Raw genomic sequence first — 15,647 nt, forward strand, 5'->3', positions numbered from 1 at the left:
GAATTTGTAGCTATACCACTGAACTGCATCTGCAATCGGTAGAATCACCGGCTAAACAATTCTGCTTAACTGTGCTATACGCTCTTTTACTGCACAGATTCAAATTGATGTGGCTATCTGAGCTCCCGGGGGAGGAGCGATGTCGAAACAACATCTTCGGAAAAGCAGGGCCATCTTGATCATGGCGCGCGACGCCAGGTCGAATGTTCCGTCGTGGTCTTCAGTCACTCCTGTGAGGATGCTATGAGAGCCGAAGGTACGGTGGGCGAAGACAGGTTGCCTGGCACAAGCTCCGATGCAATAGCAATGGCATCAGAACGCCCCATGCCTGCACCGGGACGAAAAGTGAGCGGGCCATTGCACCTGCCCGCCTACGAGCTCACAACGCACGACCTTCCTCCAGGCCATCAGTTTGAAGCATGGCGTAACAATTTCGCATCCATGCTCGAATTCGATGAGCCCGACGACGTGACCGTCGGCTTTGGCGGCAAGCAAGTGATTTGGGACCTCGGCTGCCTCGCCTTCTCCCGCATCAAGACTGATGCCTTGGGATTTTCCAGCCTGCCCGGACATACACGGCGCGATCCCCTCGATCACTGGACATTGACGATGTTACTATATGGGAACGTGAACACGATCGCTCCGGCCAGGACGTTTGAGGGTGGCGCGGGTGTGGTGCAGGTCCACTCACTCGGCCGGACCTTCGAGGGGAGTGTCACCGATAGTGAAATGCTCATGCTGTTCGTCCCACGCGATTTTTCCTACGAGGTGACCAACGCGTTAAGTGCCGCGGAATTCTCGACGCTCGACACCGGAATAGGCCGGCTATTCTCCGATTTCATGATCGGCCTCGCCAAACGGCTGCCGACGGTCGAAGAAGCTGATCTTCCTGCGTTGGTGGCTGCTACGCGCGCGATGATACTTGCTTGCGTGTCACCAACCGCAGACCATTTAGACGAGGCGCGGGAGCCGATTGCGACTGCCCTGATCGAAAAAGCGCACCGGATCATCCAGGCCAGATTGTTCGATCCGACGCTTCGAGCCGAGACCCTGCGGCGCGAGCTTGGCGTTTCGCGCTCGCGGCTCTATCGCTTGTTCGAGCCGTTTGGCGGCGTCACGCATTACATCCAGCATCGACGTCTGCTCGACGCCCATTCGGCCCTGGCTGACCCGAACGATCAACGCCGTATCATCGAGATCGCCGAGCAACGCTGTTTCAACGATGGCACGGAATTCAGCCGCGCCTTCAGGCGCGAGTTCGGTTGTAGCCCTACCGATGTCAGGAGCGGGCAAAGTGCCGGTCTGCCGTACAGGCCCGCTGCCGACCTTAAGGCGTACGCGCCCGCAGAGCGGTTCGGCGTGCTGCTGCGCCGGCTTCATGGCTGAGGATGGGACAACATCGCTTTTGGACGGAGCAATCAACGTTCGGGGAATTCACATGCAAAATAACGTTAGATCGTTGGTTATCTTTGGCGCAATTTTTATAGCAGCTGCGATCATCTATTTCGCGGTGTCGATGGTTTGGTAAGCCTAGCTGGGCCCCTCCTGGTTCGAAATCGCAGTGCGCCAGAGTAATGGCCGTGTTGTGGATATGAGGCGCGTCAGACGGTAACCGTGGGGAGTATCATGAGAAAGTTCAGCATCACAAACGCTGCATTGTGGGGTTTCGTCGTTGGATTTGTATGTATGGCTGCGGTGATTATCTTTACGGGGAGAGCACGCAACGTGCCTATGGCCGGTTACGTAATAGACCTTCTCGGAGGAGCTGTTGCCGGGGCCGGCTCGTTCTCCCTATTGTCGTGGATTCGTAATCTGATCACGCGCGCGAAATAGGCCAGCAAGAGACGCGAGGAGACAATAGTCATGTCGCACAAGCTTGACGAACGACTGAAGAAACTTGGCGTCAATGCCGGTCCCATAACCTTCAGCACGGTATTCCTGATTGGGGTCGTCGTGGCCGTCGTCATTGCCTGGCATCTGTACTGAACTGAAGGCTGAACTTGTTGGCGTGATGCGGCTCGTTCGCTCGGGCCAATGCCTCAGGTACAAAGTCGTAGAAACATGGATTGCGAAAATGTTCGGCATGGACAAATCGTCGTGATGGGCGTGACTGGTTCTGAGCCGCTATTCTCAGCAATTCAAATAAATTGAGTGTCATCAAAATTATGCAAAACCATTTTTCGCGCCGAGCCGACTGCGCTTATCGTTCGTCAGAGGCGTTGTTGATTAGGCAGCCCTTCCAGGAGCAGCCCATTGATCCTGCCGCCTAGCTGTTGAGCTTTTCAGGCGCGGAACATGATGGCTGAATTTCATGTACAACTCGGTCTCAGCGACAAAAAACCATCTCTCCAAAATTAGGCTAAAGCCGTAGTATGGAAACGTATCCGCATCCACGGAGGGTGCAGTCAATGAATGACCTCATTGCCATTATGTCGCTTACAACCATCGGCTTGATAATCGTAACAAACCTCCTAGTGATGATCTACGATTAGCTTGGCCGCAGCTCCAGGCTCTGACCACATCTCCACTTCGCATGGAACGAAAATGCCTGAGCACAGTTTTGCAGGTTAGCCCGCAAATTGAGGATTACTCAAATGGCAGATGACAAAATAAAAAGGGATAATCGGGATCGCTCGAAGGTCTCGTCCAGTGAGGACTATGAGGTCCAATATCTCATGACCAAATACGATCTCAGCAAGAACCGTGCGCTTGAGCTGATCGCCAAACATGGAGGTAACCGAAAGAAAATTGAAAGCGAATTGGACGCCGTTAACATCTAGAATTTTTGGAATAGTTGTCCATTGCGGGAAGCCGTGAACCTCTTTCCCATGCACTCGGCGAGTATTCCCTGCCCCTAGGTCCGCCAGTCAGCCGCAAATCACCTGCTGCGCGTATATGCTGGTGCGCCGAGCCCCCCGTTCGGCTGGGCGAACTGTCCCAGCTTGCTAAATCCGACCACGTCGCCTTATAGAATGTCTCGAGAGTTTGAGGTCACAGGGATCTTGCCACCTCCGATCAGGCGTGTGGTCACGACATGTCTCGGTTGAATTGTCGTCAGCGCCCCCAGGTTTGAAGGATACTGTCATGCATATGACGCCGTACCACCGGACAGAAACGTGACGGATCATTCCGTCTCTCTTGCAAGTCTGGGATGGTCCAAGTTTTTCAGTGATCAGCTTGAGTCCCTGGAGACGGACCTCGTCCCAATGCGCGTCTCTACGGTTCACCGCGCGCGTCTGACCGCAATTTCTCAAACCGGGCAAGTCAAACTGACCCTTCCGACTGCCGCCAGCACCACGGCCGATTTTGCCGTGGGGGACTGGGTGCTTGTCCATCCTCAAACGCACCTGCTGCAACGCCGTCTGGCGCGAAAAACACTGCTGGAGCGTCGCACAGCAGGCAATCGAGCCCGGCAGCTTGGTGCTGCCAATATCGATACGCTGTTCATCGTGACTTCATGCAATGCCGATTTCAATTCTGCCCGGCTGGAGCGCTATCTGGCCTTGGCAAACGAAGCCCAAATCAACCCGGTTATCGTCTTGACCAAAGCTGACACCGTGTCAGATGTCCGGGAATACGAACACCGGGCCGCCGCTCTGCAACGCGGGCTGATTGTCGTGGCGCTGAACGCCCGTTCCGCTGATGCTATCACCGCGTTAGCCCCTTGGTGCGGAGTGGGGCAGACAGTGGCGCTGGTCGGTTCCTCCGGTGTAGGCAAATCGACGCTGGTAAACACACTGGCAGGCGCGGAACAAGAACTGCCCCAGCAGACCGGAGGCATTCGCGAACATGATGCAAAGGGCCGCCACACGACCACCTCGCGGTCGCTGCATGCCATTGCCGGGGGTGGCTGGGTGATCGATACGCCGGGAATACGAACGTTGCATGTCAGCGATGTGGATTTTGGTATCGACACTCTGTTCGCCGAAATAACCGAGCTTGCTCCCCTTTGCAGGTTTCGCGATTGTACCCACGCTCATGAACCGGGCTGCGCGGTTCATGCGGCAGTGGCAGAAGGAACGCTGGATCCTGAGCGTCTGACCCGTTGGCGAAAACTGCGGGAGGAAAACCGCGACAATACACCCGAGCAAGGCCGACCGCGAGGCAGCAATTCGATGCCCGGTCGCAGAAATAGACGCTGAACGCGTTGAGGATAAGCCGACCAGATCGCTGCTTTTGGCCCATTGCGGACATTGGGCGCCTTCGCTCCACAAACGGACGACAGCAGAAACGTAGGGACGCGTTCGTCACTCTAGATCCGGCACAGTGCCTGACTGAAACAAGGCTCCACCCAGGCACGCCGGCGTGTTCAACCGCCAATGGCGAGCCATCCGAAGACTCGCCGTCAATGAAGGCTTGTCGCCGCCGTGATGCTGCTCAGGCTGGACTCGGGACCGAAAGCACTAGCCGAAGGAGTCCAGCCGAAGTAACTCTAACCCGCTCAGGCGGGGATCAGAATGCCTATCGTATGTATCCCAACCACGCTGCTGGTGTTTGTCGCCATGTCCGTCTTGCCTTTGGCGCAAGCGTACATCTCGCCTTCTTTTATTTTGAATTCCCGATCTGGCTTTTTGATCGTGAACTCACCCGCCGTGATGTAACACAACATGTCATTGTCCATCATGGTTTCCGGGATCACCGCGCCGGGTTGAAACACGATGTCGACCATGTTGATGCTCTTGTAGGCGGGGATATCTGACTTGAACGTGCCTGACTCAACTATTCGAACACCAGGGGCAAGTTCCTTGCCGTCGTTTGGGCCGTACTCCTTAGTCTTGGCCAACGCTGGACTTGCGAATGTGAGCAGAGGTGCCGCGGCCGTCGCCGCCAGACCCAGTGCCAATGCCGACCGACGATTCATGTCTTTCATGGCTTCCTCCCATATTTCGCATGCGGGATGCACCCGCACAGGAGTAGTGCACACCCCGCAAAGCGACCTGTCAAAACAAATCAGCATGGCGGGTTCCGCGGTATCCGCGGTATGAGGGTAGCTTTGTCGTTCCGCTTGCGATCGGCTCGATTTTCGGGAGGACTCATCTTCAATTCAATTGCCGTCTACCCATGATATAAAGGCTTCAGCAGCACTGACTGTATGGGGCAGACGAATGCGTTTGATGGGTTTACGACAGCTGGCACGGATATTCGTTGGTGTGGCACTCACCTTATTTGTATACGGTTATGGCGCGTCGGCGAAAGACATGCGCGTAGCCGACCTCAAGGTGCATACCCATATCCATGGGCTTGCAGTGGACCGGAACGACCCAAGCCAACTTTTGGTTGCGACGCATCACGGACTGTTTCGCGTTACGGGCGACGGGAATGCCAAGCTCATTTCTGTCGTCCAGGACTTTATGGGATTCACCCCAGACCCGTCTGACCCCAACAGCCTTTTCGCCAGCGGCCATCCTGCTGGCGGCGGCAATCTCGGGTTTCACCTCCACGGATAATGGCGAAACCTGGCAGCAGCTCTCACCCGGCGTTGGTGGCCCTGTCGACTTTCACCAGATGACCGTCAGCCTTGCCGATCCGAAAGTTGTCTACGGTGCATATGGTGTGCTGCAGATGAGCCGCGATGCTGGGAAATCGTGGTCCGAGGTCGGTCCCTTGCCTGACAATCTTATCGACATGGCCGCATCTGCCAACGATGCCAAGACAATTTATGCGGCGACGGAAATGGGACTTGCCGTCAGCAAGGACGAGGGTCGAACCTGGGAGACGATTCTTGATGGTGCTCCCGTCAGTTTCGTCGAGGTGACGGGTGACGGGACCGCTTATGCATTTGTTCTCGGGCGCGGGTTTGTGCGGTTCCGGGAGGATCAACCGACGCCGGATACCGTCTCAAACGACTGGGGCAACCGTATTCCCCTGCATCTTGCCGTCGATCCGACGAATGCAAAGCGCATGTTCGTTGCCACCCATAAAGGCGACATTCTCGTCAGCGCCGACGGTGGCATCAAGTGGACCGTGCTAGGCGGCTAGGCAAAGACCGACAAATGAAAAGGCCGCCCTCTTTTCCTGATGATTGTTGGCCGCGACATCGACGGGATTAATGTTGTCGCTGTCACTCTCGTTTTGACTCGTAAGCTTCTAGCATACGATCGACGTCAGATAGCTGCCGATAGAGTTCATCTAGCATATCATCAACGACATTCATCTTTTCACCGGCGACGGCAAAAATCTCCTGTGAGGCACCGCGGATCTTGGAGTCCGAGACCGTCTCCAAGATCAAATCGAGCCCATCGTAGCGATAACGGGCGTGAGCAAGTGCATCTTTGATGTCGATGACGTGCCTGCGAAAGGGATCGAGCACTTCGCCTAAATCAATCTTCATCCGGGCTCTCCACACTTCGAACCATGATTTTTGTTTCTGCTTTGCCTGTTTAGGTAGCACGAGCCACCAAAATCCACCTCTATGCTCTGAAACGACGATGCAAATTGTGATTCAAATTATAGCGCAGGCGGTGCCCAAACGTTCAGGGCGATTGCCGTACGACCCCGCTTACTCAGCCGATGCGGCCGAATTTTCCCAAGGCTCCAGACCGCGATTAATCGTCATTTGTGTTATAGATACGATTACAACACCGGTCCTTTGATGGGAGGATTGCCATGCCAATCCGCATAATAATTGTCCTCACAATTATGTTCAATGCTTGCAGTTTTGCGCATGGTCAGCAAACCCAATCGATGACGATCGAAGTCTTTCCCTTCGAATTGGAAGACAAGAGTGCTGGAGCAGGAATCATTCCTCCTGACGAACACGATAAACGATATCTTGCTGAATCTGCACAAGTTGCAAGAGACATGCTCTCAAAGTCTGGCGGCTATGCGATAATTGACGCGCCCACCGAAAAGCTGCAAGCGGTAGCTCCGCACGGACTTCGCTACTGCGGTGGCTGCGAGGGCAAAATTGCCCAAGAACACGGTGCGTCTCTTGCTCTACTCGGCGTAGTGACGCGTGTGAACCGCACAGAGCATACCATATTCATTCGGATTCTCGATGCTGAAACCGGGAAAACCGTTGCTCAGGGTTTCACCGATCTGCGAATGGGCGCGAACTATGCGTGGCCTCGGTCCGCCAAATGGGTAATGACCAACAAAATTCTGCGTTAGGTCTTGGCACGAGGTCCGCTTCCGGCCCATTGCGGGCATTGTGCGCCCTTCGCTCCACAAACGGAGGACAGCAGAAACATGGGGTCGCCGGACAACTATCGGAGGAGTATCGTGGAAAACCAGCTCAAACACGCACCTGATTTCAGCCTTGCGGGAAAAGTGACGATGGTGACAGGTGCGTCACGCGGAATAGGCCGAGCATGCGCCCTCGCGTGCGCTGCCGCAGGTTCTGATATTGTTCTTGGCTTGCGTGACGTTACCAAGTCCATGGAACTGATCAAAGAAATAGAAGGCATGGGAAGAAAAGTCCTTCCCGTCCGACTGGATATTTCGAACCGCGGTGAGATCGAGACCTCCGTCGCCAAGGCGATTGAGACCTTTGGACGGATTGATGTTCTGGTGAACAATGTCGGCGTCGCGCCCGGTGATCTTGCCGAGCTTGTCGCTGAGGCAGACGTCGACGAGATTCTGCAGGTCAACATCAAGGGCGCGTTCCTCGTGACCCAGACCGTCGCCCGGCAAATGATTGCACAAAAGGCGGGCCGCATCATAAGCATTAGCTCACAAGCTGGTACGGTGACGCTTCGCGGTGAGGCGATCTATTGCATGAGCAAGGCCGCCATCAATCACCTGATGCGCTGTCTTGCAGCTGAGTGGGCGCAGTACGGCATCACCGTCAACACCATTGCCCCAACATTCATATGGACCGATGGAACGAAACCTGCGCTGGCTGACAAAGAATTTAATGACAGGAGCTCGGACATATTCCCCTGGGCCGGATCGGGGAAACGGATGATGTTGTGGGTGCTGTTGTATTTCTGGCGTCGCCGGCAGCCTCCCTCATTACGGGACTGAATTTGCTGGTCGATGGTGGATGGTCGGTATCATAGGAACGTCAGCAAAACTTCACAGCAAGCACTATCGAAATTCAGGAACGCTAACGACCGCTTCTGGCGCGAAGCGGACGTTGCTGGATGGCGGCTTTTGGCCCGAACCGGACATTCGCTGGTGACCATCCAATATTCGAACGACTGCGTCCCGATTAAAATCAGGTCTTGAGGCGCGAAAGGATGCCTTCCAACGTCTTGACGGCGCTTGCCTTGTCGAGTTTCTGCAAGTCTAGCAGGATTCTCAGCCCGTCTTGCTCTTCCCGTATGGCCTTGCCATGTTCAACCATATCGTCGATCCGCTCGAGCACCCTGTAGTTGGGCACCGGCTTGGCGATGCCTTTGGCCCTTATGGGTTCCCGCTCCTCGGCCAGAACCCTGTCCTTGACCAACGAATAGGCCGCGTGGCTCAAAAGAATGCCGCCAAGCTCGGCATGGGACTGCAGCCTGGCGGCCAGGTTCACTTCACCGCCGATGATGGTGTACTCCATGCGGTCTTCGCTGCCGAAATTGCCGACCGTGCAATAGCCCGTGTTGATGCCGATCCGCAGCTGGAACGGCTTCTGCAGTCCCCTGTCACGCCATTCTGTCTGCAAGTTCCGCATCCGCCGCTGCATCGCGATCGCCATGTTGACGCAGGCCATTGCATCCTCTTTGACGCCCCTCGTCTCAGGATCGCCAAAGAACGCCAGGATCGCATCGCCGATGTACTTATCAACGGTCGCGCCGTGCGCCAGGGCGATCTTCGTCATCTCCGTCAGGTAGTGGTTGAGCAGAGCCGTCAGTTCCTCGGATTCCAGATCATCTGTCGTCTCGGTGAAATCAGCGATGTCAGAAAAGAATATGGTGAGCTTCTTGCGGCTCGAGGCTATCCTTACCTCCTGTGTACCCGCGAATATCGATGAATAGACTTGGGGTGACAGATATTTCGACAGCTTGTTCGACAAAGCCTCAAGCGTCTCGTTCTTTTCGGTCACGAGCGCATTCGCCAGCTCAACCTTGGACTTGGCCTTACGGATATTTTCTTCGGCCTGCTTGATTGCGGTGATGTTCGTGTACACCGCAACGGTTCCGCCCTCTGTCGTCTTGCGCTCGTTGATTTGAATCCAGCGGCCATTGGCCCGCTGTTGTACATGGGGTGCGCCCGGTTGCCTGTGTCTCGCCAGCCGCTCACTGATCCACTCGTCAACCCGTCCTTTCGCATCCTCGACAAGGCCTTGTTCCGCCGCGTTGCGGATGAGCATTTCGTACGGCGTACCCGGCGCTGGCGTGCCCAGTCCTGGGTAGAGGAGTTCGCCATAGGCGCTGTTGCAGACGATCAGCCGGTCCTCCGCGTCGTACAGCGAAAACCCCTCCGAGATTGATTCGATCGCGTCCGTCAAACGCTGCTCGCTGCGCTGGGAATCGATCTCTGCACGCTTGCGCGCGGTCACGTCACTCCACGAGCCGATGACTTCAAGCGGCTGGCCGTCCTTATCGCGAACCAATTGCTGTTCGTCATTCACCCAGCAAAAGCTGCCGTCCTTCTTGCGAAATCGATACTCGACCGTGTGGCGGCCTTTCTTGTACAAGTGGACGGACTCGGCTTCCACTGCAGCCAAGTCGTCGCGGTGCACCCGGTTGCGCCAGAAATCGGCGTTCTCCAGGTACTCACTCGGCTCATATCCTAGCAAGCTCTTGATATTCTCGCTGATGATGATGGGCGCGTAGTCGCCGGTCGCCTTGAAGCTGTAGATAACCGCAGGGGCAGACGACAACACACGCACGAGGCGGTCCTGAGAGGCAACCAAAGCTTCGCTAATTTGCTTGCGGGCTGTAATGTCGTTCCACGCTCCGACCACCTCGATCGGATCGCCTGCAGCGTTGCGCTGCAGTTGCAGATCGTCACTGATCCAGCAATAGTTGCCGTCCTTCTTGCGGAACCGGTACTCGTTGGCGATACGACCCTCCTCGAAAAGCCTCGCATAATCTTGCTCAATGCGCGGCAGGTCCCCGGGATGCACGCGGCTGCGCCAGAAATCCGGACTCTCGAGATATTCCTCACGCTCATATCCGAGCAGGTCCTTTACGTTCGGGCTGATGAACGTCGGCCAAAAATCGCCCGTTGCTTTGAAGCTGTAGATCACCGCCGGCACGCAGGTGAGTAGATATGAGACGCGATCCTGGGCCGCCGCCGCCGCTTCTTCCGCCCGCTTGCGATCGGTGATGTCGCTCCACGAGCCGATGACTTCAAGCGGCTGGCCGTCCTTATCGCGAACCAATTGCTGTTCGTCATTCACCCAGGAAAAGCTGCCGTCCTTCTTGCGAAATCGATACTCGACCGTATGGCGGCCCTTCTTGTACAAGTGGACGGACTCGGCCTCCACCGCAGCAAGCTCATCGGGGTGCACGCAGCGCCGCCAAAAATCCGCGTTCTCCAGGTATTCCTGGGGCTCATAGCCCAACAAGTCCCTTATGTTCTGACTGACAAAGGTCGGCGCAAAATCTCCTGTCGCCTTGTAGCTGTAGATCACAGCCGGTGAGCTGATCAGCAACTGGGACAGGCGGGCATGCGCAGCCGCCTTCGCTTCCTCCGCCGCCTTGCGTGCCGTTATATCGCTCCATGATCCGACGATCTCCAGCGGCTGGCCCTCCCTGTCACGGATCAGTTGCTGCTCGTCATTCACCCAGCAGTAGGAGCCATCCTTGCGGCGAAAGCGATACTCTACCGTGTGGATTCCGTTCTGGAAGAATTTGGAAATCGCCTCCTCGACACGGTTCAGGTCGTCGGGGTGGACTCGGTCGCGCCAGAATGACGGGTCCTCCAGGTACTCGCCCGGCGCATAGCCGAACACGGTTCTGATGTTCTCGCTTACGAACGTGGGGGCAAAATCACCGGTCGCCTTGAAGCTGTAGATCACGGCAGGGGACGAACTCAGCAGCCGCGCCAAACGTTGCTGCGCAGCCGCCTGTGCTTCCTCCGCCGCCTTGCGCGCCGTTATATCGCTCCATGATCCGACGATCTCCAGCGGCTGGCCCTGCTTGTCACGGATCAGTTGCTGCTCGTCATTCACCCAGCAATAGGAGTCATCCTTGCGGCGAAAGCGATACTCCACCGCGTGGGTTCCGTTCTGAAAGAATTGGGAAATCGTCTCCTCGACGCGGACAAGATCGTCGGGGTGGACCCGGTCGCGCCAGAATGACGGGTGCTCGAGATACTCGCCCGGCGCATAGCCGAACACGGTTCTGATGTTTTCGCTTACGAACGTGGGCGCGAAATCACCGGTCGCCTTGAAGCTGTAGATTACTGCAGGCGACGAACTCAGCAGCCACGTCAAACGCTGCTGCGCAGCCGCCTGGGCTTCCTTCAATATTTCGCCGACCCTGCTGTCGCGGTCTCGCGTGGCGTCCCTTATGGCCTGCTCGATAACGGCGGCGGTGCCGTCGTTATCGAACTCGTCCGCCGGGATGTGTAGGATATGATGCAGAACGGCCGTCGCGTTCTTGGCGTATTCCCTCGCGGTCATCATGGTATGGACCCCCCTCTAATGAGGCGTTGGGCCTAATTCTAGCACACGCGGTTCGTCTTAGTCTTTAGTGCGAAGTGGTTAGCACCGGTCCCCACGGATGTACTCTAAATAATATACTCAGAGATGGACGCTCCGCACCAGCTGCGCCAACGCAGCCGACCCCTTCTTTTTCAAATAACCGAGTCAAGGTTCGGCCTGCCAGATGGCAGGCACCCGCGACCATGATGTGTGTTGGGTGCGCGAACTTTAATCCGCATATGGCAGAAGCAAACGCTCTGATGTAAGCTGGATCATGGGCCTGATGAGAAAATTCATCGGAGATTGGTTCGGACGTAATCGTGCCGCCCTTTCCGTTGCCGTGGTGTTACTCGGTAGCTTTTTGGGTGTTTCGCCGAACGATGCACAGACGGCGCGTACGGCGCTGGTACTACAACTCGAAGGGATCGTTGGCCCAGCCTTATCCGACTATATATTGCGTGGCATGCGAACGGCGGCAGAGCGCAACGCGCCTCTCATTATTCTGCAAATGGACACGCCCGGCGGTCTGGACACGTCCATGCGCGACATCATTCGTGGCATCCTCGGCTCCCCGGTGCCCGTGGCCACTTATGTCAGTCCAAGCGGCGCACGCGCAGCCAGCGCCGGCACCTACATTCTCTATGCCAGTCACATCGCGGCGATGGCGCCCGGGACCAATCTTGGCGCAGCGACGCCCATCCAGATCGGCGATTTACCATTTCCAGGGGCCGGCGAGGACAAGGATCAGGACGCCAAGCCAAAAAAGGATGGGGATGACGCGGTTACCTCCCCTACGCCGCATAGTCCGATGGAAGCGAAAGCAATCAACGACGCGACTGCCTATATCCGCTCGCTGGCCGAACTGCGCGGCCGGAACGTCGACTGGGCTGAAAAAGCGGTGCGTGAAGCGGCAAGCCTTTCCTCCAGCGCGGCGCTCAAAGAAAATGTGATCGATATCCTCGCAACGAGCGTGGATGACCTTCTGGCGCAGGCCAATGGTCGCAAAGTCAGCGCGGGAGGAAATGAGATTACGCTCGATACCAGAGGTCTTCCTCTTGAGCAGATCAACCAGGACTGGCGCACGGAGCTGCTCATGGTGATCACGAATCCGAATGTCGCGCTGATCCTAATGATGATAGGTATCTACGGACTTATCTTCGAATTCATGGCTCCGGGTTCGTTTTTTCCGGGAACCATTGGCGCGATTTGCCTCCTGATTGGTCTATACGCACTCGCTGTGCTTCCCGTGAATTTTGCCGGTCTTGGTCTCATTATCCTCGGCCTTGCGATGATGGCTTCCGAAGCGTTCGTGACATCTTTCGGCGTTCTGGGCATTGGCGGCGTCATCGCTTTCATATTCGGCGCCACGATATTGATCGACACCGATGTTCCAGCCTTCCGCATTTCCTGGCCGCTCACCGCTGGCATCGCCCTGACCAGTTTGGCGCTTTCCTTGATCATAATCCGCTTGGTCTTTTCCTCGCACAATCGCCCGGTGGTGACGGGCAGCGAGGAGATGGTGAGAGCCCATGGCGAGGTCCTGGAGTGGCGTGGACGCCAGGGGCATGTCCTTGCCCATGGCGAACGGTGGGCGGCAATATCCGAGACGCCGCTGAAAAAGGGACAACAGGTCCGTGTAGCAGGCATCGAGGGCATTATCCTCAAGGTCGAACCCGATCAGCCGGAGAGCAACTAGTGGAGGATTTTTCAATGCTTATCACTATCTTTATTCCGATTATCGTCATCCTGCTGATGCTCTTGGCTGCCGCGATCAAGATATTGCGGGAATATCAGCGTGGCGTGGTGTTTACGCTCGGCCGCTTCACCGGCGTTAAAGGACCGGGTCTGATCATCCTTATCCCCTTTGTCCAGCAGATGCTGCGTGTCGATCTGCGGACAGTGGTGCACGATGTGCCAAGCCAGGACGTAATCTCGAAGGATAATGTCTCGGTGCGTGTCAACGCGGTTCTCTATTTCCGTGTTATCAACCCCGAGCGGGCAATGATTCAGGTAGAGGACTTCTTGATGGCAACGAGCCAGCTTGCCCAGACGACGTTGCGGTCCGTTCTTGGCAAGCATGATCTCGACGAGATGCTAGCCGAGCGCGACAAGCTCAACAATGATATTCAGGAAATTCTCGACGCGCAGACCGACGCGTGGGGCATCAAGGTCGCAAATGTTGAGATCAAACATGTCGATCTCAACGAAACCATGGTGCGCGCCATCGCCCGGCAGGCCGAGGCCGAACGTGAACGACGCGCCAAAGTCATTAACGCCGAAGGCGAACAACAAGCTGCCCAGAAATTGTTGGAGGCCGCCCACATCCTGGGGCAACGGCCGGAAGCCATGCAACTGCGTTACCTCAGCACGCTGAATGTCATCGCCAATGAGAAGAATTCAACGATTGTGTTTCCATTCCCAATGGAACTCGGCGAACTCTTCAAGGCTGCGGCAACCAAATCCAGATAGCGGTGTATAAGTGAACCGCGGCAAAGCGAACGACGGCGGCGCGAGTGAGAACCGATCCGGTTTGGCGGGGCCCAGTCGCTCCGGAATGTGATTTGACACGCTGCGAAGCGAAGATCACGCTGAGTTATGCCCTTTCAGTGGGAGCAGAGGCTCGGCGTTTGGTCACCGCCGTGACGGGCACATCGTCAGGCCTCACTGCTGTCAGGATGGCCCCAGGGTTTCAGCGGCGAAACCACGCGACGATCCCATGTCCCTGGTTTGCTTCGGGCTTTGTCAGATGTGTTTTCCATTGTCCAGCATCGGAAAGGAAACGATCATGGCCAAAATAGTCTGTGTTCTCTACGACGATCCGATTGACGGATATCCGAGATCTTATGCACGCGACGATCTGCCTAAAATAGATCTCTATCCCGGCGACCAAACGCTCCCCTCGCCCAAGACGATCGACTTTCAACCCGGCATGTTGCTCGGAAGCGTTTCGGGCGAACTGGGTCTGCGAAAATATCTTGAATCACTTGGCCACACCTTTGTGGTCACTTCAGACAAGGATGGCCCGGACTCAGTGTTCGAGAGGGAACTGCCCGACGCTGAAATCGTAATCTCACAGCCATTCTGGCCTGCATATTTGACTGCAGAGCGCATCGCCAAGGCACCGAAGCTCAAATTGGCGCTGACGGCGGGAATAGGATCGGATCACGTCGATCTCCAGGCCGCGATCGACCGCGGCATCACGGTTGCGGAAGTCACTTATTGCAACTCCATCAGCGTCTCCGAACACGTTGTCATGGTGATCCTGGGATTGGTGAGAAATTACATTCCTTCCTATCAATGGGTGATCAAGGGCGGTTGGAATATCGCCGACTGTGTCGCCCGCTCCTACGATGTCGAGGGGATGCACGTTGGAACAGTTGCCGCCGGGCGCATCGGCCTTGCCGTACTGCGCCGTCTCAAGCCCTTTGACATGCACCTTCACTATCACGACCGGCACCGGCTTCCGGAAGCTGTCGAAAGGGAGCTCAACGTCACATGGCATGCCACTGTAGAGGACATGGTCAAGGTTTGCGATGTCGTGACCATCAACTGCCCGCTTCATCCGGAGACGGAAAACCTGTTCAACGAGAAAATGCTCTCGAAGATGAAACGCGGCGCTTATCTGGTGAACACCGCCCGCGGCAAGATTTGCGATCGCGACGCCGTCGCCAGGGCATTGGAAAGCGGCCAGTTGGCGGGGTACGCGGGCGATGTCTGGTTCCCGCAACCGGCGCCGAGAGATCATCCGTGGCGGACCATGCCCCATCACGGAATGACGCCGCACATTTCTGGAACATCCTTGTCCGCTCAGGCGCGTTACGCGGCGGGAACACGAGAAATCCTTGAATGCTGGTTCGAAGGGCGGCCCATCCGTGAGGAATATCTGATCGTTGATGGCGGGAAACTCGCGGGTGCTGGTGCACATTCCTACAGTGCCGGCGATGCGACAGGCGGATCCCAAGAAGCAGCGCGCTTCAAGAACAAATGATTTTCAATGGCTATTGCTCTATCGCAAATTTATCGATCTTCCCCAATCTGCGTGATGCTGGCTTGATGGACTGACGGGTGACGATGCCCCCTAAAATGATCAACGGATTTCTTGCCATGCTGCCGGTAACCAAAA

Annotated in this window: 12 protein-coding genes and 1 pseudogene; 10 read left to right on the forward strand and 3 right to left on the reverse strand. The window is 56.2% G+C overall.

Annotation, left to right across the window (positions count from 1 at the left end):
- The first annotated feature begins 306 nt into the window (after positions 1-306).
- From BLM14_RS12005 to rsgA, 4 genes are all read left to right on the forward strand, one after another.
- The gene (locus BLM14_RS12005) at positions 307-1,386 is read left to right on the forward strand and encodes a helix-turn-helix domain-containing protein (RefSeq protein WP_237143340.1); all 1,080 of its coding nucleotides are present in this window, start codon (positions 307-309) and stop codon (positions 1,384-1,386) included.
- A 477-nt stretch (positions 1,387-1,863) separates the two neighbouring features.
- Complete coding sequence (locus tag BLM14_RS32430) at positions 1,864-1,986, forward strand: hypothetical protein (RefSeq protein ID WP_108724294.1); 123 nt, start codon at positions 1,864-1,866, stop codon at positions 1,984-1,986.
- Positions 1,987-2,594: 608 nt separating this feature from the next.
- Complete coding sequence (locus BLM14_RS12015; RefSeq protein WP_099999576.1) at positions 2,595-2,780, forward strand: DUF3606 domain-containing protein; 186 nt, start codon at positions 2,595-2,597, stop codon at positions 2,778-2,780.
- A 336-nt stretch (positions 2,781-3,116) separates the two neighbouring features.
- On the forward strand, positions 3,117-4,142 hold the full coding sequence (gene rsgA / locus BLM14_RS12020; RefSeq protein ID WP_237143341.1) for a ribosome small subunit-dependent GTPase A: 1,026 nt from the start codon (positions 3,117-3,119) through the stop codon (positions 4,140-4,142).
- A 299-nt stretch (positions 4,143-4,441) separates the two neighbouring features.
- On the opposite strand, the gene BLM14_RS12025 is transcribed toward rsgA, so the two are convergent.
- Positions 4,442-4,870 carry a hypothetical protein gene (locus BLM14_RS12025; protein ID WP_099999578.1) on the reverse strand — a complete coding sequence of 143 codons (429 nt, stop codon included), beginning with the start codon at positions 4,868-4,870 and terminating at the stop codon, positions 4,442-4,444.
- Between the two features lie 449 nt (positions 4,871-5,319).
- Between BLM14_RS12025 and BLM14_RS12035 the strand changes: the two genes are divergently transcribed.
- Positions 5,320-5,979 (forward strand): WD40/YVTN/BNR-like repeat-containing protein, encoded by a 660-nt coding sequence (locus BLM14_RS12035; RefSeq protein ID WP_157929524.1) that lies wholly within the window; start codon positions 5,320-5,322, stop codon positions 5,977-5,979.
- A gap of 82 nt (positions 5,980-6,061) precedes the next feature.
- Here the strand turns inward: BLM14_RS12035 and BLM14_RS12040 are convergent, their stop codons facing one another.
- On the reverse strand, positions 6,062-6,331 hold the full coding sequence (locus tag BLM14_RS12040) for a hypothetical protein (protein WP_099999581.1): 270 nt from the start codon (positions 6,329-6,331) through the stop codon (positions 6,062-6,064).
- Positions 6,332-6,606: 275 nt separating this feature from the next.
- Between BLM14_RS12040 and BLM14_RS12045 the strand changes: the two genes are divergently transcribed.
- On the forward strand, positions 6,607-7,110 hold the full coding sequence (locus BLM14_RS12045; RefSeq protein ID WP_099999582.1) for a DUF2380 domain-containing protein: 504 nt from the start codon (positions 6,607-6,609) through the stop codon (positions 7,108-7,110).
- Positions 7,111-7,188: 78 nt separating this feature from the next.
- Positions 7,189-8,000, forward strand: a pseudogene (locus BLM14_RS12050) (SDR family NAD(P)-dependent oxidoreductase).
- Positions 8,001-8,158: 158 nt separating this feature from the next.
- Here BLM14_RS12050 and BLM14_RS12055 read toward each other — a convergent pair.
- The gene (locus BLM14_RS12055; RefSeq protein ID WP_099999583.1) at positions 8,159-11,506 is read right to left on the reverse strand and encodes a PAS domain-containing protein; all 3,348 of its coding nucleotides are present in this window, start codon (positions 11,504-11,506) and stop codon (positions 8,159-8,161) included.
- 301 nt (positions 11,507-11,807) lie between these two features.
- On the opposite strand from BLM14_RS12055, the gene BLM14_RS12060 reads away from it, so the two are divergent.
- The 3 genes from BLM14_RS12060 (at position 11,808) to BLM14_RS12070 (ending at position 15,512) form a co-directional block, all read left to right on the forward strand.
- The gene (locus tag BLM14_RS12060) at positions 11,808-13,220 is read left to right on the forward strand and encodes an NfeD family protein (RefSeq protein ID WP_100001246.1); all 1,413 of its coding nucleotides are present in this window, start codon (positions 11,808-11,810) and stop codon (positions 13,218-13,220) included.
- A 14-nt stretch (positions 13,221-13,234) separates the two neighbouring features.
- Complete coding sequence (locus tag BLM14_RS12065) at positions 13,235-13,993, forward strand: slipin family protein (RefSeq protein ID WP_100001248.1); 759 nt, start codon at positions 13,235-13,237, stop codon at positions 13,991-13,993.
- A 316-nt stretch (positions 13,994-14,309) separates the two neighbouring features.
- The gene (locus BLM14_RS12070) at positions 14,310-15,512 is read left to right on the forward strand and encodes an NAD-dependent formate dehydrogenase (protein WP_099999584.1); all 1,203 of its coding nucleotides are present in this window, start codon (positions 14,310-14,312) and stop codon (positions 15,510-15,512) included.
- Positions 15,513-15,647: the final 135 nt, after the last annotated feature.

The organism is Phyllobacterium zundukense, from assembly GCF_002764115.1.
Lineage (GTDB): Bacteria > Pseudomonadota > Alphaproteobacteria > Rhizobiales > Rhizobiaceae > Phyllobacterium > Phyllobacterium zundukense.

Bases quoted from the DNA above. Each gene is read 5' to 3' on its own strand.
- BLM14_RS12015 (WP_099999576.1), top strand. From the start codon at position 2,595: ATGGCAGATGACAAAATAAAAAGGGATAATCGGGATCGCTCGAAGGTC.
- BLM14_RS12055 (WP_099999583.1), bottom strand. From the start codon at position 11,506: ATGATGACCGCGAGGGAATACGCCAAGAACGCGACGGCCGTTCTGCAT.
- BLM14_RS12005 (WP_237143340.1), top strand. From the start codon at position 307: ATGGCATCAGAACGCCCCATGCCTGCACCGGGACGAAAAGTGAGCGGG.
- BLM14_RS12025 (WP_099999578.1), bottom strand. From the start codon at position 4,870: ATGAAAGACATGAATCGTCGGTCGGCATTGGCACTGGGTCTGGCGGCG.
- BLM14_RS12040 (WP_099999581.1), bottom strand. From the start codon at position 6,331: ATGAAGATTGATTTAGGCGAAGTGCTCGATCCCTTTCGCAGGCACGTC.
- BLM14_RS12065 (WP_100001248.1), top strand. From the start codon at position 13,235: ATGCTTATCACTATCTTTATTCCGATTATCGTCATCCTGCTGATGCTC.
- BLM14_RS12070 (WP_099999584.1), top strand. From the start codon at position 14,310: ATGGCCAAAATAGTCTGTGTTCTCTACGACGATCCGATTGACGGATAT.
- BLM14_RS12035 (WP_157929524.1), top strand. From the start codon at position 5,320: ATGCCAAGCTCATTTCTGTCGTCCAGGACTTTATGGGATTCACCCCAG.
- BLM14_RS12045 (WP_099999582.1), top strand. From the start codon at position 6,607: ATGCCAATCCGCATAATAATTGTCCTCACAATTATGTTCAATGCTTGC.
- BLM14_RS32430 (WP_108724294.1), top strand. From the start codon at position 1,864: ATGTCGCACAAGCTTGACGAACGACTGAAGAAACTTGGCGTCAATGCC.
- BLM14_RS12060 (WP_100001246.1), top strand. From the start codon at position 11,808: ATGAGAAAATTCATCGGAGATTGGTTCGGACGTAATCGTGCCGCCCTT.